Here is a 20,578-nt window from a genome sequence, read left to right as displayed (position 1 = left end):
TATTCCATGAAAAAGAACAAACTTTATATACCGGTGATACTCCTGGCGCTTGCAGGTAGCAGCTGTACCAACAGCCTGCTGAATATGACGCCGGATTCTTCCCTGACCACCAACAATTTTTATAAAACGTCCAACGATATGGACCAGGCAGTCATCGGCGTGTACAGCAGTATGCAGGACCGTAAACCGAAAGACTACCTGCTGATGGAAATGCCTGGCGATAACCTGTACATGGGGACCGCTATGCCTGGCGTAAACGACCTGGATTACCTGACGGTGAACGCTGATAATACCGCCGTAGCCGATTTCTGGGAAAAATGTTTTTATGGTATCGGCCGCGCTAACGCGGTGCTGGAGAACATTGACCGTCCGACTGATTATGCCTCCGGCAAAAAGGAACAATTCACCGGTGAAGCTAAATTCATGCGTGCTTTGTTTTATTTCGACCTGGTGAAATTATATGGTGGTGTGCCAATGGTGACTAAAACACCTACCATCAGCGAAGCGAAAAATATGCCGCGGGAATCGGCCGACAAGATTTATGAGCTGATTATATCCGACCTGAAAGACGCCATTGACCTGTTACCAGCGCCGGGTACCGCTGTTCGCGGCCGTGCCAGCAAAGGCGCCGCCACGGCGCTGCTGGGTAAAGTATATATCTACCGTAAAGACTGGGCAAATGCCAAAACCTACCTGGAAAAAGCAGTCCGCGATTTCGGTTACCAGCTGGAACCCAGCTTCGCCACCTTGTGGAGCCTGGCTTCAGAAGACAATAAAGAGATCATCCTTGGAATCAAATATACCGATGGCGCCAACGGGCACTCCCTGGGTATTGACTTTGCGCCTATAGGCGGTATTGCCGGTATCGTGGGATCAGGTAACCAGTATGCTTTTCCTTCCTGGAGCCTCAATAAAAAATACATCGCCGGTGATAGCCGTAAAGCATCCACTATTTCCGATTATGTGGTAAAGGCTACCTCTCCCAATGATCCGCCTGCATGGGGCCCTTACGTGAAAAAATATGCTACCAAATTTACCGGCGCCACTTCCGGGCAGGACCTGCCGGTGTTACGCCTGGCTGATGTGCTCCTGCTCTATGCAGAAGCGTTGTACAATACCGGCGATAAAGCCAATGCCCTGATACAGCTGAATGCAGTGCGGGAGCGGGCTTTCGGGGACGCTACTCACGATTATACCGCTGCTGATATCGCCAATGCAGACAGTTTCCTGGACATCCTGTTACTGGAAAGACAACTGGAACTGGCCTACGAAAATGAACGCTGGCCCGACCTGGTACGTACCGGTCGTTTTATGACCGTGATGACCAGCGAAGAAAGGGATTACAATCCGGCTACCAGCACTGCTACTAAAGTAACCCTCGTGCCCAAAGCCAACATGGCGGTTTTTCCGGTACCACAACGGCAAATCGATCAATATACACCCGGTGTGTTAAAACAAAACGACGGCTATTAAAATCAAATACCAATCATACGCTCAACCGTACAGGATGTTATACAGCAAAGAAACAGTTAAACGAATCATACTATGCGGCATAATGATATTTTGCAGTATGATGTCCCGTGCCCAGCATGTGACCAATGTGCGCGCTCATGGTGCCCTGGCGGATGGTAAAACAGACGACAGCAAAGCTTTCCGGCGAGCAATTGTAAAGGCCCAAAAGAATGGAACACGCAAGATATTCATTCCTAAGGGGCACTATCTGATCGCGCAGCCCATCAAACTGCCTTCTTATTTTACGCTGGAGGCCAGTCCCGATGCCTATATTGAACTGAAGCCTTCCTGTAATCAGTACCTGTTACAAAACGAAGACCAGGTAAACGGTAACGTACATATTAAAGTCACCGGTGGTAAATGGAACGGCAACGGCTGGACGCAGACACGTACGCTTCGCAGTACGGTTGATAGTTCCGCCTTTTGTTTCGGTATGTTTTTCTATAAAGTACGGCAACTCGAAGTGGGAAACCTGCAAATAGACAGTACCCGGAGCTGGGGTATCGCCTATATGGAATGTGATACCGTGCATATACATGATGTACGTTTTCAGCAGAACCCTTTTAAAGATGCGCAACGCACCAGTGCCCTCGGACAAAACGGCGACGGTGTCACCGGTGGTGGCAACCACGTACTCATCGAAAATATCTCCGGATTCACCAACGATGATATGATCGCTTTCGCCGCTGGCGGCGCGTGTTTCCAGGGCAAAATGGCCGCTTTCCCTGCGGTCGATTACCGGGATGTAACCGTACGTAATATAAATCCTGAGAGTATATACGATTCTATTCCCACGCTGAAAGGAGTGGCTTTTTATACGTTTGAAAACAGGAAGGTGAGCGATATCACCATTGAAAAAGTGCATGGTAACACCGCTATGGCGTCTGTCCTGTTTTACGGACTTTTTGATAAGACCGGTTATTTCTCCAACGTACGGGTGAAAGATGTGTCGGGCGCCAATGTATATGGCCGTTCCACACAGGCGTGGTTCCCCACGGAATACGGCATTATCTGCGTGAAACAATCGATCATTGACCGGCTGGACATCGGCCAGGTAAGCCGCGATGAGCGCCGTTATGCCAATCCTCAGTTTTCATTTGATCAACACACTGTTATCGATTCTCTCAACATAAACCAGGTAGACATCCGGCATCAGCAAATAAAAGGCAACCTATTGTTGCAAGCTGCCGGTGCGGTCATTAAAAACAGCCGTATTAACGGGGTGTCCATCGGAACCAGGGAATAGGTGAGATTTTTACATAAAATTTTAACAGCATCGCTATTATGAACGCATGGCCCAAATCATCCTCGCTTTTAAAGAGCAATGAACAATGGATACCCGGTGGGGTGGTATCGCTGAACCGTAAGTCAGATCCCAATATTTGTTTTGTTAGCGGACAAGGCAGCCGGGTAAAAGACCTCGAAGGAAATGAATACATCGATTACCAGGCCGGTTTTGCGGCGTCTTTCCTGGGGCATAACGACCCCGATGTAAACAAGGCCGTACGTGCCGCATTGGACCAGGAAACGCTGTTAATGGGCGCCGGACCTACCAATCTGGAGGGTGAGTTTGCTGAACTTTTCTGCAACAGTGTACCGTCCGCGGAAAGCATCGAAATCACTACCACCGGTTCTGAAGCTACCTATCATGCTATTCGTATAGCCCGTGCCGTTACCGGTAAAAAACATATTATCGTCATGCAGGGTGGATATAACGGCTGGCACAACGATGTTGCCTGCAACGTTATCAGCAGCCTCGCAGATGTGGGAGAGCGGGTAAGTCCGGGTGAATATCCGTTTGATTCCCTTTCTGCCGGCATTCCGGAAGAACATTCTTCCCTGGTACATGTGATCAATTATAACGACCTCGCTTCAGTGGAGTATATCCTGCAACGTTACCCGGTAGCAGGTATTTTGCTGGAGCCTGTCTTACAGAATATCGGTATCGTGAAACCGCAACCCGGCTACCTGGAAGGACTGCGCAGGCTGGCAGATGAACATGGTTTCCTGCTGATCTTCGATGAGGTGAAAACAGGTTTCCGTCATGCATTGGGCGGGTATCAGCAGTTGTGTGGCGTTACGCCGGACCTCAGTACTTTCGGTAAGGCCGTGGCGAATGGTTATCCGGTGGGTGTTATTGCAGGAAAGAAAAAATACATGGGTTATTTTATTCATCCTGAGAAAAGTAAAAAAGTACTGATCGCCGGTACTTTCAACGCACATCCGATGACAACGGCAGCCGCCATTGCCACCGTACGAAAATTAGCTTCTTCTGAATTTAAGGTATATGATCATGTAAACGCGCTGGGACAGCTGCTGGAAGATGGTTTGAAAGATGTTTTCAGCGCATCCGGCCGGCCTTTTTATGTGGCCCGTCAAGGTTCCGCTTTTTGTGTGTATTTTATGGATCATATGCCGGTGGATTATCATGATATATTGAAACACCATGATTTTGCGTTTGATAAAGCATACCGTTTGAAGCTGATTGAAAAAGGAATCTTTAACTTCCCGTTACCAATCAAACAAGGTAGTATTTCATATGCCCATACGACCAAAGACATTGAAGAAACATTAGAAAAAACCAAATCAATATTATCAGCGCTATGAAGATAACGGCGATAGAAACACAGGTTTGTCACGCGCGCATGCGCAACTGGATCTTTATTAAAATCGTAACAGATCAGCCTGGCCTGTGGGGATGGGGAGAAGCTACCCTGGAATGGCATACGAGAGCGGTGGTAGGAGCGGTGGAAGATATCAGCCAGCTGTTGATTGGTGAAGATCCGCGCCGTATCGAGTATTTATGGCAGATGATGTACCGCCAGCATTTCTGGCATGGCAACGGTATCGTGCGGGGCACCGCTATCAGTGGTATCGATATCGCGTTGTGGGATATTCTGGGCAAAATACACGGCGTTCCCTGTCATGAGTTATGGGGCGGCCGCGTAAGAGACTATATCCGCCTGTATTGCCATTTAGGTGGTGGTAAGATGGAAGACTTCTATGAAACCAGACCGGACGATGCCGCACGTTTCGGCGAACTGGCGCAGCGTGCTGTGGAGGATGGTTTCACTGCTTTTAAATCCATGGCGGTACCGGAAACTATGCCGCTGGAAGGTTTGAAACCTATCCGTTATGCGGAAGCCTGTGTAAAGGCTATGCGTGATGCGGTAGGAGAAGATATCGATATCATGGTGGATTGCCATGCGCGCCCCAGTCCGCTGATGGGCCTGCAGTTTGCCAAAGCGCTGGAACCATATGGATTGTATTTCTTTGAAGAACCTTGCTGGCCGGAAACGATGGAAGATATTGCACGCATACAGCGGGCGGTGAAAACACCGATCGCCAGTGGCGAAAGACTGGTAGGCGTGAGCGCCTTCCGTGAAATGCTGGAAAAACGGGCGGTAAGCGTGATTCAACCTGATATTACCCACTGCGGTGGTTTGAGTGAGGTGAGAAGAATAGCCGCGCTGGCAGAAGCGTATCGTGTAGCCGTGGCGCCTCACAACCCACAGGGACCGGTGAGTACAGCGGCTTCTATCGAATTGGGATTTGCTACCCCTTCCTATGCTATCTGTGAAAGTGTGCACAACGATGTGCCATGGCGCGAGGAAGTAGTAAGCGAAGGCTTTACCGTAGAGAAAAAAGGAAGGATCGTAAAACCTAATCACCGTCCGGGTTTGGGTATTGAGATTAACGAAGATGCCGTGAAAAAACATCCTTTTCAACAAGAGGTGTTACAGCGGACATTCTATAAAGATGGCAGTGTAGGAGACTGGTAAAACAGCAGTTATGAAAAAACTATTGGAGAAAAAGACAGTCCTGATCAGTGGCGCCCTGGGCGACATTGGCAGGGCTGTGGCCCTCGCGTTTGCTGCGCAGGGCGCCGGTGTAGCGCTGGGGGATATACAACCCGAAGCAGCCGCCGCGCCTTTGCTGCAGGAACTAACGACGATAGGTGTACCTTGTCATTATACATCCGTAGACGTATCGGATGCGGTGGCGGTAGACCGCTGGCTACAGGCTGCGGAGGCGGCATTGGGACCGGTGAGTATGGTAGTCGCCAATGCTGCTACCGTCACCATAGCGGGACTGTACCAGGTTACGGCGGAACAATGGCGCAAAGAGCTGCAGGTGAACCTGGACGGCGCTTTCCATGTAACGCGTGCTGTCACTGCCCGTATGCTGGAACAACGTATAACCGGCAGCGTGGTATTTGCAGGCAGCTGGGCCGGAGAGGTAGCGCATGCGCATATTCCGGCCTACTCGGTATCCAAAGCCGGTCTGCGGATGTTGTCCAAATGTATGGCGCTGGAACTGGCCCCCCACGGTATTATGGTCAATGAAATCGCACCGGGATATGTAGATGCCGGTCTTAGCCGCGTGGTATGGGAACAGGCACCGGATCAAAAGGAGCAGGCGCGGTTGAAAACGCCGGTACGGCAGCTGATTACACCACAGCAGGTAGCACGGGAAGTGGTGCGCCTCTGTGATCCGGAAAACAGGCATATCACCGGCAGCGTATTGCTGATGGATGGTGGCTTGTCTCTTTTGTAACAAACCGAATACATGACGAACTATCACGGAATCATAGGCATTGCAAGAGCAGATATTACGCCGCCGGTGGGCATCTTTGCCCGCAACTGGGGCGCTGCCACACATGATGTGGCCGCTGGCGTACATATGCCGCTCACGCTGACGGCTGTTACTTTTCAAACGGACAAAGATACGCCGCCGCTGCTCCTCATTTCCGCTGACCTGGGATGGTGGAAGAGCGCTGCGGATGAAAGAAATTTGCGGCAGGGTATCCTGCATGCATTGTCCCTGCCGGAAGAACGGCTGATGTTCTGTTTGACACATACCCATGCAGGTCCCAGCACTTTCAGTGAAGATGCCGGTAAGCCCGGTGGGCATCTGATTATTCCTTTCCTGCAACAGGTGCAGGAAAGCGCTATCAACGCCGCCCGTGAAGCCATGGCTGCGGCTCAATCAGCTACGCTCACCTGGCAATATGGCCACTGTAATCTGGCTGTTAACCGCGATTTTCCCGAACCAGGCGGCAACCGCCTGGTAGTCGGTTATAATCCGAAGGCAGCAGCAGATGACACTTTACTGGTAGGACGCATTACTAACGGAGAAGGATATACGATCGGCACGATCGTTAACTATGCCTGTCACCCTACCACGCTGGCCTGGGATAACCAGTTATTATCGCCTGATTATATCGGCGGTATGCGTACCGTGGTGGAAGGGGCTACCGGGGCTCCCTGTCTTTTTTTACAAGGCGCTTCCGGTGAACTGTCGCCTGCAGAACAATACAGCGGCGATACCTCGCTGGCGGATGGTTACGGCCGGCAGTTGGGATACGCGGTATTGTCTGCGTTGGAAGGCATGTTACCGCCTGATACGGAACTGATCTATACCGGCGTCGTGGAATCCGGCGCCTCGCTGGCGATCTGGCAAAAGAAACCGGCGGACGCAGATACCACGCTCGCAGCGGAAATGGTGCAGGTGGAGCTGGCGCTGAAACCGATGCCATCGCTGGCGGAAATAGAAGCCGCCTGGGCTATCTGTGAAGACCATGTCATCAAGGAACGTTTATGGCGGCAACGGGGTATCCGTAAAACGGTAGGAGAGGGTGCTGTCGCTAAAATGCCGCTGTGGATCTGGCGATTGGGCAATACCCTTCTCGCCGGGCAGCCTAATGAAGCCTACTCGGATTTTCAGCTGGAACTGCGGCGGGAGCTGGCGCCGGCTGCGGTGGCAGTGATGAATATTGTAAATGGTTATGCCGGTTACCTGCCACCGGAAACATCGTTTAACCATCAAAGTTATGCGGTATGGCAAACACCTTTTGAGAAAGGCTCGCTGGAACGATTGATCCGCACTGCCACCACTATTTCACAACGACTGATTCAAACCGCATGAACCTTAACCTGACTTTGCTCGACGCTGTCATCTTCGGCGTGTATATCCTCGGCGTTATTGGCCTGGGTATCTACGCCTCCCGTAAAGGACAGCAGACTAAACGCGATTATTTTCTGGCGGGTGACAAGTTGCCCTGGTGGATGATCGGCGGTAGTATCATTGCTGCCAATATTAGTAGTCACCACCTGGTAGGAGCTATGGGTGTGGCTTACAGCCGCGGCTTTGTAGCCATCGCGATGGAATGGGGCGCTATCCTGATGGGATTTAATGCGCTGTTATGGATATTTCTGCCTTTTTATATCCGTAACGGTTTTTATACTGTACCGGAGTTTTTGGAGAAACGTTTTGGTACCGCCGCCCGCACTACTTATGCAGGCCTGATATTACTCACGTATGTACTCGTGGAAATCAGCGCGGTACTGTATCTGGGCGCGCTGTCACTACACTCCTTATTAGGTATCTCTGTTATGACCAGTGTGATTATACTGGCGGTCATCACGGGTATTTATACCATTGCCGGCGGATTGCGGGCGGTGATCTATACCGAAATGCTACAACTGATAGTGTTGGTGATGGGGGGAATTGCGCTGACTATCGCCACTGTAAATGCAGCCGGCGGCGTATCTGCGATTACCGATACCGTGAAGGACTGGGACCTGATTCTACCCGCCAATGACCAGGATTTTCCCTGGACGATGTACCTGGGCGGTGTGCTTTGTATCAGCGTATTTTACTGCGCTACCAACCAGTTTATTGTACAACGGGTACTGGCTGCCAAAAATGAATGGCATGCCCGTATGGGGGTAGTATTTGGTGATTACCTGAAATTCCTGGTGCCCATCATTATCACGGTGCCGGCACTGGTGGCTCCTAAACTCTTTCCCAACCTGGAAAAGCCGGACCTGCTGTTTCCTACGCTGGTAGAGAAGTTGTTGCCTTCAGGACTTGTGGGACTGGTAATGGCCGGACTGATAGCGGCGGTGATGTCGCATCTCTCCGGGGCCATTAACTCCTGCACCACCATCCTGACAGTAGATATCTACCTGCCTTATTTCCGTAAAAAGGCGACAGAAGCAGAAGCCGTGCGTTTTGGCCGTATAGCCGGCGCCGTGATTATTGTGATCGGTATTTTGTGTACAGGACTGTTTCTGACGCACTCAAAAAAACCGATATTCCTCTACCTGATGAATGCATATGGATTGTTTACTCCCGGCATTGCAGCCATGTTCCTGCTGGGCATCCTTTGGAAACGTACTACCCATGCCGGCGCGCTGGCGGCAGGCATACTCACCATTCCGATGTCTATAGCCATGGAGATCATTTTTCCATCCATGCCATTCTTTAACCGTACCGGCATTGTTTTCTGGAGCTGCATTGCACTTTGTGTGGCGGTCAGCCTGGTTACCAAACCTGTACCGGAAGCGGAGTTGAAAGGACTGATCTGGAACCGCGACAGCCTGAAACTGCCGCCGGATCTGTTGCAACAATCACGCGGGCTACGCAACCCTACCTTATGGTGGGGACTGATTACGGCCGTGGTATTGTATTTCTACATTGTATATGCCTAGATATAGAACGCATGATTCTCTTTCGTAATAATATCAATCGGCATAAAATGTGTTTTCTCTACCGGCACTTTCATAACGAGGTGCTGGTAGAGGGCCATGATACCACGATAGCCCTGTTCGCCCGGCTGCTGACAAATGAGGAAATCGATATGCCCCTGATCGAGGCGTGACACGTTTTCTTTGGTGAAGTCGTAGCCGATGAGCAGGATGTTTTGGTCCTTGTTTTTCCGCGCTCTTTTTTCGAGGAAGCGGGAAACAGCCGCTACACGGGAATTGGTAACAAAAACAGCACGTGTATCGGGATGTTGTTGCAGGGCTTTGGTCAAGACTTTTTCGATAGAAGCGGGATCGGTTTGCTGGATATCCTTTTTAACGATCGGCCTTGCCGTATTGGCGAAATAAGCCCGCAGCCCTTCTTCTTTACGAAGCAGGTGGTGATGGTCTTCTATTTCGTGGGAAACGTTGAGTACCAGCACACGGGTATCGCGGGGCGTACAGTAGTGGATGAGCTGTCCGGCCTGGTAGCCGCTGCGGAAAAGATCAGGACCGATGTAGCATAGGCTCTCCTGTTGCGGGATATCCGAATTGATAAAAACGTAGGGAATCTTGAGTTCCTTACAGGAACGAATAAACGAAACAGATTCTTCAATAAAGGAAGGAGCCAGCAAAATGCCGTCAGCCGGATTCTTCAGGATCTGTTTGGCTACTTTGGCGAATGACTTCCGGTTGTTGAGATCAAAATAGTAGGGTTCTATTTTAACACCAAACTGTTTGATTTCTTCTTCCGCCTTCTGAATACCCGCTACGGGAAGTGTCCAGAAATCGGTTTCTTCCGAGGACACTTTCGGCAGCAGGGTCGCCAGCCGGAGCACATGCCGTGATGCCAGCCGTCTGGCCAGTATATTGGGCTGATAGTTCAGTTCCCGTATAATAGCCTCTATTTTACTTTTAGTTTTGGGGGAGACACCGGGACGGTTATGGATAACCCTGTCCACGGTGGCAATAGCGACATTAGCCCTCCGTGCAATTTCCTTGACACCGAGGGGTTGTTCGCCCGATTGTTTCTTCATATCGGTTGATGATTATATTTTCCAAATATACTACAATGCCGGTTTACTGTTTTTTCGCCAGTTCCAGCGCCTGGGTGGTGGTATAATACTTCGCCAGCATATTGGGTACTTCCCAGGCAGGCATATTGTTATGCCGGATATATTCGAGGAATTGCTGCATTACTTTACCAAAAAGCGCTTCATGTTTTTTAGCCAATGCTTCCGGGATGATCACCTCCCAACCGTTGTCGTTGGCTTTGAGGGCCAGCCCCGGATATTTTTGGGCCAGGGAGGCAATATGGTCCGCGACGGTTTTCGCATAGGCGGTATTGTGATGCTCCGCAGACTCGATATACAGCACTGGTTTATACTGTTGTTCCGCACCCTGGCGGATTACCAGCGATGCTTTGCTACCCCGCAGCAGTGAATAGTGGGTATCGCCGGTGCCTTCGGGCGCCTGGTAGTTCCAGGTAACAGAGATATTGGCATGCACGCCTTTGACGGTGTAATCGAAGGCGCCGTTGGCATATACATGAAGAATACTGTCTTTATCCACGTTCTTCAGCAGGTAATCCGGGTACTGTGGTTGCCCCGTAATGTCTGCGTATTGCTGGAAAGTCATGGTAGTGGCCCAGCGCCGGGCACTATCGATTTTGATGTCGTGGTGGAAATCGAGTGTCTGTCCGGGGAAGCAGGTCCACTGTACCAGGTCTACCAGGTGGGTGGTAACATCTACAATCCCTTCTCCCTGTTGTGTTTCATCCATATACCAGGCGGGGCGTACCATTGTTTTGCCGGCTACCAGTTTTTTGAAGTGGTGCACACTGTTCTTCACTACCGCAGGATTAGCAGTGGTGCCGGTTTCCAGGGTGCCGAAAACATCGGGCAGCTGGGATAGCTCCCGTTGCAGGGTGTTCCGGATTTCATACCGTTCGGTCATGATATCGTAGAGCTGTACTTTTTTGGTGGCTGCCTCGCGGAAGGATGCCTGCAGGGAGTCGAAGCCTGCAGCGTCGATAGCCATGGGTTTGTCGGCCAGTACATGCTGACCGGCATTGACAGCGCGACGTATATAAGTGGCTTTGAGCCGGTTGTTACCGGCTATCACTATGATGTTTCCCGGTGGCTCCTGCAACATTTTCTCCAGGTAATCCGGACCCGTATATACGTCGGTCGCCCAGTGTACAAGCGGTTCCGTCTGTTGATTGAAACGTTCAATGCTGGCCAGGTACTGTTTCACTTCCGGTCCTCCGGGTGCAAATACATGGATAGTGGAATCTATGCCGGGGTACATCTGTTGTTGTACCAACGAGGCATGGAAGTGCCCGGGATCTAATGCTATCAGGTGCATGGCGGTTTGTTTTTGTGTATGGGTGCCGCAGGACAACATGGCTGCGGTGATGCCGGTAAAGATAATGCGTTGTTTCATGGTGTCAGGGTTGTCTTTCTTTGGTGATGGCATTCGCGCCAATACTGTCGGCATGGTTGCCCCAGCTGTTACGGATATAGGTAGTGATGGCGGCGATTTCTTCATCTTTCAGGAAATTGAAAGCGGGCATCTGCTCGCCATAAGCGCTGTTTTTGTTTTTGGTGTTGCCGGTACGGCCATGCAGGATGGTCTGTATCAGCGGTGTTGCTTTTCCGGTGACTAACACATTTCCGGCCAGTGGCGGGAAAGAAGCGGGAACGCCTTTGCCGTCTGGTTTGTGGCAGGCCTCGCAATAATTTTTATACAAGGTGGCGCCGCTGGTAGCAGTAGCCGCTACCGGGGCGGATTTCGCGGTTTCACGTGTAGCCGTAGCCGGTATCTCCTGACCAGGCTTCAGCGCAGCGATGCGCAGGATACGGTCATCATGCGGTAACGGAAAACCTTTGCCAGGGTTCCAGTCGCGGTTGCTGGTAGCGATATATACATCGCCTTCCGGAGAAATGCAGATATCACGCAGGCGGCCATACTTGCCGGCGAACAGGATGTCTTCGCCGGTAACAGCGTCCTGTGCATCGTTCAGGTGGATCACATGCAGACTGGCAGCCTTGAGGGTGCCCAGCAGCAAAGCGTTTTTCCATTCAGGAATTTTATCGGAATGGTAGTAATCGATGCCCGCCGGCGCGATGGTAGGTGTCCAGGCTTTCAGCGGTGCGATGAAAGGGAAGGAGTCCGCATGGGCTTTTTCATCCGGGCGGTCGGCATATCCTTCGATACGCGCCCAGCCGTAGTAACCGGCTTTTTCGATGCGGTTCAGTTCATCGTCAGTAGCATCTCCATGTTCGGAAGCGAAGAGGGTTCCCTTGCTGGTGAAGACAAGGCCTTGTATGTTGCGGTGTCCCCTGGACCACATGTAGTTACCGGGATAAGGATTATCTGCCGGCACGGTGCCGTCTATATTGAGGCGCAGTACTTTGCCGTTGAGAGAGGCGGTATCGGGCGCGTTCTGATCGCGGGCGGCGTCGCCGGTGGAAAGCAATACTTTACCATCGGGGGAAATAGCCACCCTGGAGCCATTATGGCCGGTATTACCCGGAAGTTCCAGTAGCAGCAAAGGATCTTTCAGCGTATCGGCGGTATAGGTGTAGCGCACCAGCCGGGAAACGATGGAAGAATCTTTGTTGAGATGGGTATAATCTACGAACACATAGGGTTTGTTCTTATCAGGATGAATGGCCATGCCCAGTAATCCCAGTGTACGTTGACGGTACACATCCGGAATGGTGAGCAGCAGCTTTTTCTCCCCGGTATGCGGATTGACTTTACTGATGGTGCCGCTTTGCTCGGTGAACCAGATCTGGTTATCCGGTCCCCAGGCGATTTCCCAGGGAACGTTGAGATCGGAGACAATGGTGCTGATGCCCAACGTTGTTTTATCCAGTTGCAGCGTAGCTTCGATGGGCTGACGAAACCCGGATTTTTTCCGCTTCATCAGGAAAACCGTGCTGATGGAGGTGAGTATCGTGATAAAAAACAACAGGAAAATACTGGTACGTTTCATACGTGGTAACAGGATGGTTGGTTTAAGAAAAGAACAGCGTGATAGCGTTGCTGATCGCCAGCAGCAGCATCACAATCAGACCGGCGGCCCCGGCTATATTGGTAAAGGTTTTATTTTTCATGGGTCCCATGATGCTGGCATCATTGGCTACTAGGAATAGAGCAATACCGATGAAAGGTACAATGAAAATCGTTACCGCCTGTGCCAGTACGATCAGTTCCAGCGGCAGTTTGCCGAAGGTGATGGCTACCCCGGCGCCAATGAGCATAATCACGGCAATGAAAGTACGGACCATTTTTGAACTGAGCTGACCGCCATAACCCAGGGCGTCTCCCAGCAAGGTGCCGCCCAGTGCGGCGTTGCCCAGCAGGGAGGAAAAGGACGCACCGAAGAGGCCTATGAGAAAAAGTGCGGAAGCGGCATTACCAAACACCGGTTCCAGTGCAATGGCCATATCAGTGGCAGTAGAAATTTTGATGCCTGCCGGGTGTAATACGGTGGCGGCGCAGATCATGACGGTAGCGCTCATAAAACCCAGTATCAGCATGCCAGGTAAGGTTTCTTTACCGGTTTGTTTTACATCCGGCCGGATACGTTTCCGCTCCTGTACCAGGTAAGATTGATAAATGGCGCCCACGATAGAAAAACAGGAGGCCATGAATGCGATGACCAGTTTCTGTGAACCGGCCGGCGCAGAAGGTACAAAGCCGGAAGCAATGCCGGCCACCGGCGGATGGGAGAGTACCATGGTCACAATAAAAGCAAACAACATCATGATGATCAGGGCAATCATGATTTTTTCCAGCATCTTATAAAAAGCACGGAAAAACAGGATACTGATACCAGCTACATTACAAAGCAGGATCCAGACGGTTTTGTTGGTATGGGTAGCTTCCGCCAGGGTGATACCTGCACCGATGGAGTTGCCCGCCTGGAAAGAAGCCGTTACGAGGAATACGCCTACACCGATAGCGATACGTGCCGGTGTGCCCCATTTGCGGCTGATGGTGCTGAGCAGCGATTCATTGGTGGCGATGCCTACTCTTGCAGCCATGGTGGTGAAGATGATCATAAAAAAGATGGCGACTGCCACAATCCACAACAGCGAGAAACCATAACTGGCGCCCATGATGGAGGCGATCGTTACCTTGCTGGGACCGAATACCAGCGCGGCGGTGATCAACCCGGGACCGAGGGACTGTAACCATGCTTTATATTGTTTGCCTTTTTGCACGCCATTTTGTGTATGAACAGGCGTTTTTTCCGTTGTTGTTCCAGTTGATGACATCAGGTTGATTTTTTGCGTTTTTCGGATGTGTTGCTGAAATTGGCTGTGGTGGGATGAAATACCCTGTAGTACTGATTTTGGATGATAACCGGCGTTTTTCCGGGTACGTTACCGAAAGATAGGCACATTCTTTCGGAAAGAAAAGAAATTTTTCACCCACTCATCAAAAAAAGCGGGAAAAGTAATACTTTTAAGCGCTAACCCTTCAGCCGGGAATGAAATTAGGATAGTCATCCTGCTGATTAAACCTGTAATAAATGATGAAAAATTTCCTGTATCTCGTATTGTGTGTGTCTATGTTCTCTTGTAAGAATAGCAGCAATTTTGACCTTTCTGCCCTCCAGCTGCCTATGGCAGATACCAGCTTTATCAGTAAACATCAGCTGGAAAAAGATATGGAAATAGGTGAATGTATCCAGTACTCCAGTGAACAACCGGACCTGCTGCACTTGTATGGCCAGTCTTTTACCGGTAGCATGGGTCCCGGTGGTGAAGGTGACAATGGCTTTGCCAATAAGGTTGACTTTTTCCTGACGAAGGAAAATAATAAGATAAGCGGTTACGCACTTCGTACTGAAACAAAAAAAACAACAGAGGCATTAGATAAACTGCTGAATGAAAAACTGGGTAAAACCGATTTCCATTACCGGAATAAAGACTTTACCAACCAGGTATGGTATAAGGACGGTCTGTATTATTTGTGGAATACCAACAGTACCGTGGCGTATTATAGTAACAAAACCGTTACCGGTAATTTAACGGTCATCAGTGAACAAAGTCCCGTGTTCCTGGAGTGGTCTACCACTGGTGGCGGATTCTCCTATTATGGCAACTATCTGAACGAAAAAAAGAAGCCGGAGCACCAGGGGAAACCTTATTCCTACAGGAACTTTATAGACTCACAGAAGGATGACGCTTTTATGGGCCCTTCGTATTTTGCAGACTATGTACAATAAATAACCGGCTAAATCGCCGCTTATATACCATCCCCGGGCCCTGGTCCGGGGATGGCTGTTTTTATACCGTTTATCATCTCTCCGGAAAAATAAAAAAATCCTTCTCCCATAAAAAAACATTGGGTGTTGTCAAAAAAAGAACTATTTTTCGGGTACGTACCCGGAAAATGAAATTTCCATACTTCCGGCGGCGCAGCGATCAACTGAAACTACCATAACAGGCCAACTGTTAATACGATATAAAAAGGACATTTATCAACTCGTCCCGATCAAATAAAAAAAGCAAGCGTAAAAATTCCAACATGAAAAGCAGTCGCCGCAATTTTATCCGTAATACCGCGCTGGCAGGCATCGGGACCGGGCTACTCAGCAGCCTCCGGCCTTTGTATGGCAGCAGCCCTGTACAGGAAACGAAGGGGATACGCATCGGCATCATCGGACTGGACACTTCCCATGCCATTGCCTTCACCAAAAGTTTCAATAACCCGGTAACGGTGCCCGGACTCGAAGGAATGCGCGTAGTAGCGGCCTTCCCGCAAACAAGCCCGGATATAGAACTCAATAAAAAAAGACTGCCTGGATATATAGAACAGGTAAAAGCAATGGGCGTGGAGATCGTGGACTCCATGCAGGCACTGCTGGATAAATCGGATGTGATACTGGTAGAATCCAATGATGGCCGTCCGCACCTGGCGCAAGCGATGCCTGCCATCAAGGCCGGTAAAAAAGTGTTCATCGACAAACCATTGGCCGCCTCATTGGCCGATGGCATCGCTATCGTAAAAGCGTCGAAAAAATATAACGCACCTGTCTTTTCTTCCTCCGCGCTGCGGTTTATGGAAAGCGTGAAACAGGTGCAGCAGGGCGCTATCGGTAAAGTAACGGGCGCGGATACTTTCAGTCCGGCTGCGCTGGAAAAAACACATCCCGATCTTTTCTGGTATGGTATCCACGGTGTAGAAACGCTCTTTGCGGTCATGGGCAGCGGGTGTAAAACCGTTACCCGTTTCGCTACACCCGGCAGCGATGTAGTAGTAGGGCAGTGGGCAGATGAGCGTATCGGCACTTTCAGAGGTACGCGCAACAGTCCCGATGACTTCGGCGGCCGCGTTTTCGGAGAAAAAGGTAACCAGCTGCTGGGACCTTTTAAAGGCTATGAACCGCTGTTGCAGGAAATCGCCCAATTTTTCCGTACGGGCATAGCGCCGGTGAAACCGGAAGAAACACTGGAGATCCTGGCTTTTATGGAAGCAGCGGATGAAAGCAAACGCAAAGGAGGAAAACCTGTTGCGCTGGCGAATGTCAATAATATATAAACCTGTAATTCCAATACCAATAAATCAGATAACTTATGAAGGCGTCCCGTAGAGACTTCCTGAAGAAAACAACCAAAGGCACCGCGGCGGTCATGCTGGGTAGCATGTTGCCCGGTATCAGCGCAGCCAGCTATGCCCGCATCCTGGGCGCCAACGACAGAATAAGGGTGGGCATGATGGGGGTTAACTCCCGCGGTCTGGCGCTGGCGAACAACTATTCCCGCCAGCAGAACTGTGAGGTGGTATCGGTGTCTGATGTGGATACCCGCGCAGCGGCCAAATGTATTGACAGTGTGTTTAAGATCACACAGAAAAAACCGAATAATGTGCCTGACTTCCGTAAGGCGCTGGAAAATAAAAACATGGATGCCCTGGTGGTAGCCGCTCCGGACCACTGGCATGCGCCGGCTGCTATCCTGGCGGCGAAGGCAGGCAAACATGTATACCTCGAAAAACCCTGCAGCCATAATCCGCATGAAGGCGAGCTGCTGGTAAAAGTCGCTGATAAATATAAAACGGTGATCCAGATGGGTAACCAGCGTCGCTCCTGGCCTAATGTGGAAGCGGCTATCCGCGAAGTGCACGGCGGCACTATCGGCCGCGCTTACTTCGCCAAAGGATGGTATACCAACAACCGGGAATCTATTGGCCGTGGTAAGGAAATAGCAGTTCCTGCATGGCTGAACTATGACCTGTGGCAGGGACCGGCGCCCCGCCGCGCGTTAAAAGATAACCTCATTCACTATAACTGGCATTGGTTCTGGAACTGGGGTACCGGTGAAGCGCTGAACAACGGTACCCATATGATTGACCTGATGCGTTGGGGCCTTGGGGTGGATTATCCCAGCCGCGTAACTTCTGCGGGGGGCCGTTACCGTTATTCCGATGACTGGGAAACACCTGATACGCAGGTGATCACGCTGGAGTTTCCAAACAATACCAGCATGACCTGGGAAGGCCGCAGCTGTAATGGCCGCACGGTGGAAGGCAACTCTGTTGGCGTTATTTTCTATGGCGAAAAAGGTTCGCTGGTGATCGATGGTAACGCCTATACGATTTATGACCTGGATAATAAAGTGGTGAAGGAAGTGAAGAACCAGGTCATCATTGATCCGCGGAATCTGATGAACCCGGCCGAAAGCCTGGATGCGCTGCATATCCAGAACTTCTTTGAAGGTATCCGCAAAGGCAGTAAGCTCAATGCAGACATCCTTGGCGGTTATCAGAGCACGCTGCTGTGCCAGCTGGGTAATATTTCGCTGCGCTCCGGCAATGCGCTGCACATAGATACCAGCAATGGCCATATCCTCAACGATGCGGCTGCACAGCAATACTGGAAACGCGAATATGAAAAAGGGTGGGAACCCACTTTATAATAGATGGCGGGTAATGATTCATCATTGCCCGCCCATGCTAAAATAGCTGATATGAAAAACACCAACCGGGTAGATCCTGGTCAGCTGAGCCGCAGAGATACTTTCATCTCCATCCTGATCATCGGGATGCTGTTCTTTATCTTCGGCTTCGTTACCTGGGTCAACGCTATTCTGATACCGTACTTTAAGATTGCCTGCGAGCTGACCAACTTTCAGTCTTATCTCGTGGCTTTCGCTTTTTACATTTCCTATTTTATTATGTCGGTCCCTTCTTCGTACCTGCTGAAAGCAGTCGGGTTTAAGAACGGGATTATGATTGGTTTCTGGACGATGGCGCTGGGTGCGGCGATATTTATCCCGGCGGCACTCACACGGACATACGAAGTATTTCTGTTGGGACTGTTCACCATCGGACTGGGGTTAGCGGTGCTGCAAACGGCCGCCAATCCCTATATCACGATCCTGGGTCCGAAAGAGAGTGCGGCGCAGCGTATCAGTATCATGGGCATCTGCAACAAAGGCGCGGGTATTATTGCGCCGTTGATTTTTGCTGCCGTGATCCTGAAACCTACGGACAGCGCTTTGTTTGCGCAGTTGCAACATATGAGCGGCGCTGCCAGGGAGGCGGAGCTGGACCTGCTGATCCGCCGCGTAATCATGCCTTATAGTGTGGTGGCCGTCGTATTGTTTTTGTTAGGATTGCTGGTACGTTACTCTCCTTTGCCCGATATTGATACGGAAAAAGAAGAAGGAGAAGTGGCGGCTGCCAATGCCGGCAAAAAGAATATTTTTGGTTTCCCGCACCTGATACTGGGCGCCGTAGCTATTTTCCTGCATGTAGGTACGCAGGTGGTAGCCATTGATACGATCATCGGTTATGCTACTTCTATGCATATCCCGCTGATGGAAGCGAAAACATTCCCCTCTTATACGCTGTTTGTGACTATCTGCGGGTATCTGCTGGGGATTGTCACTATTCCGAAGTTTCTCAGCCAGGTAAACGCGCTGCGCATCTGTACTTTATTGGGCGCGTTGTTTACTATTGGTATTATTTATATGAAAGGAACGGTCACGATGCTGGGACATACGGCGGACATATCCATCTGGTTTGTCGTGTTGCTGGGCTTTGCGAACTCGCTGGTATGGGCGGGTATCTGGCCGCTGGCACTCGATGGCCTGGGGCGTTTTACCAAACTGGGAGGTTCCCTGATGATCATGGGATTGAGCGGTAATGCGATGTTACCGCCACTGTATGGTTACTTCGCGGACCACTTCGATGTACGGCATGCCTACTGGGTATTGTTCCCCTGTTATCTGTACCTGATATTTTATGCTTTCTATGGTCATAAAATCAGGCGATGGTTGTCCTCAAAACCATCAGTGATCGTTCACCCTGAAAAAGAATTACATGGAGCAGAAAAGAATTAAGTTTATCAATGGTCATATTATAACGCCCTACCGGATGATCCGTAATGGTACCCTGGTAGTGGAAGGAAACCGCATCCTGGCGGTGAGTGACCGTGATGTGGAGGCGCCCGGTGCGGAAGTAATCGACGTAAAAGGACTATATATGTCCCCGGGTTTTATTGACCTGCATGTGCATGGCGGTGGTGGTCATGATTTTATGGATGGCACTGTAACGGCTTTCCTGGAAGTCGCCAAAAAACATAGTCAGTTTGGGACGACCACTATCGTGCCTACTACGCTGAGCAGTGATAAAGCCAGCCTGTTAAAAGCGATTGAAATATACGAAGCGGCTAAGCTGCGTAATACGACTGGCGCCCGTTTCGCGGGACTTCACCTGGAAGGTCCTTATGTAGCCATGAACCAGCGCGGGGCGCAGGACCCTAAATATATCCGCCATCCCGATGCGGAAGAATACATGGAAGTGCTGGCTGCTTCCAAAGTCGTCACGCGCTGGAGCGCCGCACCGGAATTACCGGGAGCGTTGCCTTTTGGCCGTTACCTGCGTTCAAAAGGTATTCTGGCTGCTGCGGCCCATACCGATGCTATTTATGAAGAAATGCTGGAAGCATACGAGAACGGCTATACGCATATTACACATATGTATTCTGCTATGTCGGGTGTTACCCGGCGTAATGCTTTCCGCTATGCCGGGGCTATTGAAGCCGCTTACCTGATAGATGAGATGACGGTAGAGATCATCGCCGATGGCGTACACCTGCCGGCGCCATTGTTGAAACTGGTCTATAAAATCAAAGGGCCGGGTAAAACGGCACTCATCACCGATGCCATGCGGGCGGCGGGTATGGGGCCGGGTCCCAGTATCCTGGGTGGATTGGACAATGGCCTTCCGGTAATTGTGGAAGACGGTGTTGCCAAACTGCCGGACCGCAGCTCTTTTGCGGGCAGTGTGGCTACTGCCGACCAGCTGGTACGCACAATGGTCAACCTGGCGGAAGTGCCGCTGGTAGAGGCGGTACGCATGGCAACGGCTACACCGGCTGCCATCGCTGGTATTGCCGGCCACAAAGGTTCCCTGGTAGAAGGGAAGGATGCCGATATTATTTTCTTTGACGAACAAATCAGGGTTAGCAGGGTAATCATTGAAGGTAAAGCGGAAATGAGCTAATGGTA

Annotated in this window: 16 protein-coding genes; 12 read left to right on the top strand and 4 right to left on the bottom strand. The window is 50.7% G+C overall.

Features of this window, described 5'->3' with window-relative positions:
* Positions 1–6: 6 nt before the first annotated feature.
* From ICL07_RS03945 to ICL07_RS03915, 7 genes are all read left to right on the top strand, one after another.
* Entirely contained in the window at positions 7–1,473 is a 1,467-nt protein-coding gene (locus tag ICL07_RS03945) for a RagB/SusD family nutrient uptake outer membrane protein (protein WP_188086635.1), read from the top strand.
* 97 nt (positions 1,474–1,570) lie between these two features.
* Positions 1,571–2,758: a glycosyl hydrolase family 28-related protein gene (locus tag ICL07_RS03940; RefSeq protein ID WP_188086634.1), complete on the top strand. Its 1,188-nt coding sequence runs from the start codon at positions 1,571–1,573 to the stop codon at positions 2,756–2,758.
* 38 nt (positions 2,759–2,796) lie between these two features.
* On the top strand, positions 2,797–4,119 hold the full coding sequence (locus ICL07_RS03935; RefSeq protein WP_188086633.1) for an aspartate aminotransferase family protein: 1,323 nt from the start codon (positions 2,797–2,799) through the stop codon (positions 4,117–4,119).
* Positions 4,116–5,294 carry a galactonate dehydratase gene (dgoD, locus tag ICL07_RS03930; protein ID WP_188086632.1) on the top strand — a complete coding sequence of 393 codons (1,179 nt, stop codon included), beginning with the start codon at positions 4,116–4,118 and terminating at the stop codon, positions 5,292–5,294. Before ICL07_RS03935 ends, dgoD begins: the two co-directional genes overlap by 4 nt.
* A 10-nt stretch (positions 5,295–5,304) precedes the next feature.
* Complete coding sequence (locus ICL07_RS03925; protein ID WP_188086631.1) at positions 5,305–6,069, top strand: SDR family NAD(P)-dependent oxidoreductase; 765 nt, start codon at positions 5,305–5,307, stop codon at positions 6,067–6,069.
* Positions 6,070–6,081: 12 nt separating this feature from the next.
* A complete protein-coding gene (locus ICL07_RS03920) occupies positions 6,082–7,440 on the top strand; it encodes a hypothetical protein (RefSeq protein WP_188086630.1) in 1,359 nt (452 codons plus the stop codon).
* Entirely contained in the window at positions 7,437–9,008 is a 1,572-nt protein-coding gene (locus ICL07_RS03915; RefSeq protein ID WP_188086629.1) for an SLC5 family protein, read from the top strand. Before ICL07_RS03920 ends, ICL07_RS03915 begins: the two co-directional genes overlap by 4 nt.
* Here ICL07_RS03915 and ICL07_RS03910 read toward each other — a convergent pair.
* From ICL07_RS03910 to ICL07_RS03895, 4 genes are read right to left on the bottom strand one after another with little or no spacing between them, the layout of a single operon-like run.
* Positions 9,005–10,078, bottom strand: coding sequence for a LacI family DNA-binding transcriptional regulator (locus ICL07_RS03910; RefSeq protein ID WP_188086628.1), 1,074 nt, complete (start codon positions 10,076–10,078; stop codon positions 9,005–9,007). The two genes, ICL07_RS03915 and ICL07_RS03910, sit on opposite strands and share 4 nt — an antisense overlap.
* A 43-nt stretch (positions 10,079–10,121) precedes the next feature.
* Complete coding sequence (locus ICL07_RS03905) at positions 10,122–11,486, bottom strand: putative oxidoreductase C-terminal domain-containing protein (protein ID WP_188086627.1); 1,365 nt, start codon at positions 11,484–11,486, stop codon at positions 10,122–10,124.
* Positions 11,487–11,490: 4 nt separating this feature from the next.
* Positions 11,491–13,044 carry a PQQ-dependent sugar dehydrogenase gene (locus ICL07_RS03900; RefSeq protein ID WP_223151740.1) on the bottom strand — a complete coding sequence of 518 codons (1,554 nt, stop codon included), beginning with the start codon at positions 13,042–13,044 and terminating at the stop codon, positions 11,491–11,493.
* A 22-nt stretch (positions 13,045–13,066) separates the two neighbouring features.
* Positions 13,067–14,332, bottom strand: coding sequence for an Nramp family divalent metal transporter (locus ICL07_RS03895; protein WP_188086626.1), 1,266 nt, complete (start codon positions 14,330–14,332; stop codon positions 13,067–13,069).
* 257 nt (positions 14,333–14,589) lie between these two features.
* Between ICL07_RS03895 and ICL07_RS03890 the strand changes: the two genes are divergently transcribed.
* The 5 genes from ICL07_RS03890 (at position 14,590) to nagA (ending at position 20,573) form a co-directional block, all read left to right on the top strand.
* Complete coding sequence (locus ICL07_RS03890) at positions 14,590–15,288, top strand: hypothetical protein (RefSeq protein ID WP_188086625.1); 699 nt, start codon at positions 14,590–14,592, stop codon at positions 15,286–15,288.
* 302 nt (positions 15,289–15,590) lie between these two features.
* Positions 15,591–16,604 carry a Gfo/Idh/MocA family protein gene (locus ICL07_RS03885; RefSeq protein ID WP_188086624.1) on the top strand — a complete coding sequence of 338 codons (1,014 nt, stop codon included), beginning with the start codon at positions 15,591–15,593 and terminating at the stop codon, positions 16,602–16,604.
* A gap of 35 nt (positions 16,605–16,639) precedes the next feature.
* Complete coding sequence (locus ICL07_RS03880; protein WP_188086623.1) at positions 16,640–17,980, top strand: Gfo/Idh/MocA family oxidoreductase; 1,341 nt, start codon at positions 16,640–16,642, stop codon at positions 17,978–17,980.
* A gap of 51 nt (positions 17,981–18,031) precedes the next feature.
* Positions 18,032–19,408, top strand: coding sequence for a sugar MFS transporter (locus ICL07_RS03875; RefSeq protein ID WP_188086622.1), 1,377 nt, complete (start codon positions 18,032–18,034; stop codon positions 19,406–19,408).
* Positions 19,389–20,573 carry an N-acetylglucosamine-6-phosphate deacetylase gene (gene nagA, locus ICL07_RS03870; protein WP_188086621.1) on the top strand — a complete coding sequence of 395 codons (1,185 nt, stop codon included), beginning with the start codon at positions 19,389–19,391 and terminating at the stop codon, positions 20,571–20,573. Before ICL07_RS03875 ends, nagA begins: the two co-directional genes overlap by 20 nt.
* Positions 20,574–20,578: the final 5 nt, after the last annotated feature.

The organism is Chitinophaga qingshengii (genome assembly GCF_014529935.1).
GTDB classification, from domain to species: domain Bacteria; phylum Bacteroidota; class Bacteroidia; order Chitinophagales; family Chitinophagaceae; genus Chitinophaga; species Chitinophaga qingshengii.
Note: the sequence above shows the minus strand (reverse complement) of the source record. Positions and strands in the feature narration are given on the sequence as shown.

Excerpts from the sequence above, each read along its gene's own strand:
- ICL07_RS03940 (WP_188086634.1), top strand. The coding sequence starts at position 1,571 with ATGATGTCCCGTGCCCAGCATGTGACCAATGTGCGCGCTCATGGTGCC.
- ICL07_RS03910 (WP_188086628.1), bottom strand. The coding sequence starts at position 10,078 with ATGAAGAAACAATCGGGCGAACAACCCCTCGGTGTCAAGGAAATTGCA.
- ICL07_RS03900 (WP_223151740.1), bottom strand. The coding sequence starts at position 13,044 with ATGAAACGTACCAGTATTTTCCTGTTGTTTTTTATCACGATACTCACC.
- nagA (WP_188086621.1), top strand. The coding sequence starts at position 19,389 with ATGGAGCAGAAAAGAATTAAGTTTATCAATGGTCATATTATAACGCCC.
- ICL07_RS03935 (WP_188086633.1), top strand. The coding sequence starts at position 2,797 with ATGAACGCATGGCCCAAATCATCCTCGCTTTTAAAGAGCAATGAACAA.
- dgoD (WP_188086632.1), top strand. The coding sequence starts at position 4,116 with ATGAAGATAACGGCGATAGAAACACAGGTTTGTCACGCGCGCATGCGC.
- ICL07_RS03880 (WP_188086623.1), top strand. The coding sequence starts at position 16,640 with ATGAAGGCGTCCCGTAGAGACTTCCTGAAGAAAACAACCAAAGGCACC.
- ICL07_RS03885 (WP_188086624.1), top strand. The coding sequence starts at position 15,591 with ATGAAAAGCAGTCGCCGCAATTTTATCCGTAATACCGCGCTGGCAGGC.
- ICL07_RS03905 (WP_188086627.1), bottom strand. The coding sequence starts at position 11,486 with ATGAAACAACGCATTATCTTTACCGGCATCACCGCAGCCATGTTGTCC.
- ICL07_RS03875 (WP_188086622.1), top strand. The coding sequence starts at position 18,032 with ATGAAAAACACCAACCGGGTAGATCCTGGTCAGCTGAGCCGCAGAGAT.
- ICL07_RS03915 (WP_188086629.1), top strand. The coding sequence starts at position 7,437 with ATGAACCTTAACCTGACTTTGCTCGACGCTGTCATCTTCGGCGTGTAT.
- ICL07_RS03945 (WP_188086635.1), top strand. The coding sequence starts at position 7 with ATGAAAAAGAACAAACTTTATATACCGGTGATACTCCTGGCGCTTGCA.
- ICL07_RS03920 (WP_188086630.1), top strand. The coding sequence starts at position 6,082 with ATGACGAACTATCACGGAATCATAGGCATTGCAAGAGCAGATATTACG.
- ICL07_RS03895 (WP_188086626.1), bottom strand. The coding sequence starts at position 14,332 with ATGTCATCAACTGGAACAACAACGGAAAAAACGCCTGTTCATACACAA.
- ICL07_RS03925 (WP_188086631.1), top strand. The coding sequence starts at position 5,305 with ATGAAAAAACTATTGGAGAAAAAGACAGTCCTGATCAGTGGCGCCCTG.
- ICL07_RS03890 (WP_188086625.1), top strand. The coding sequence starts at position 14,590 with ATGATGAAAAATTTCCTGTATCTCGTATTGTGTGTGTCTATGTTCTCT.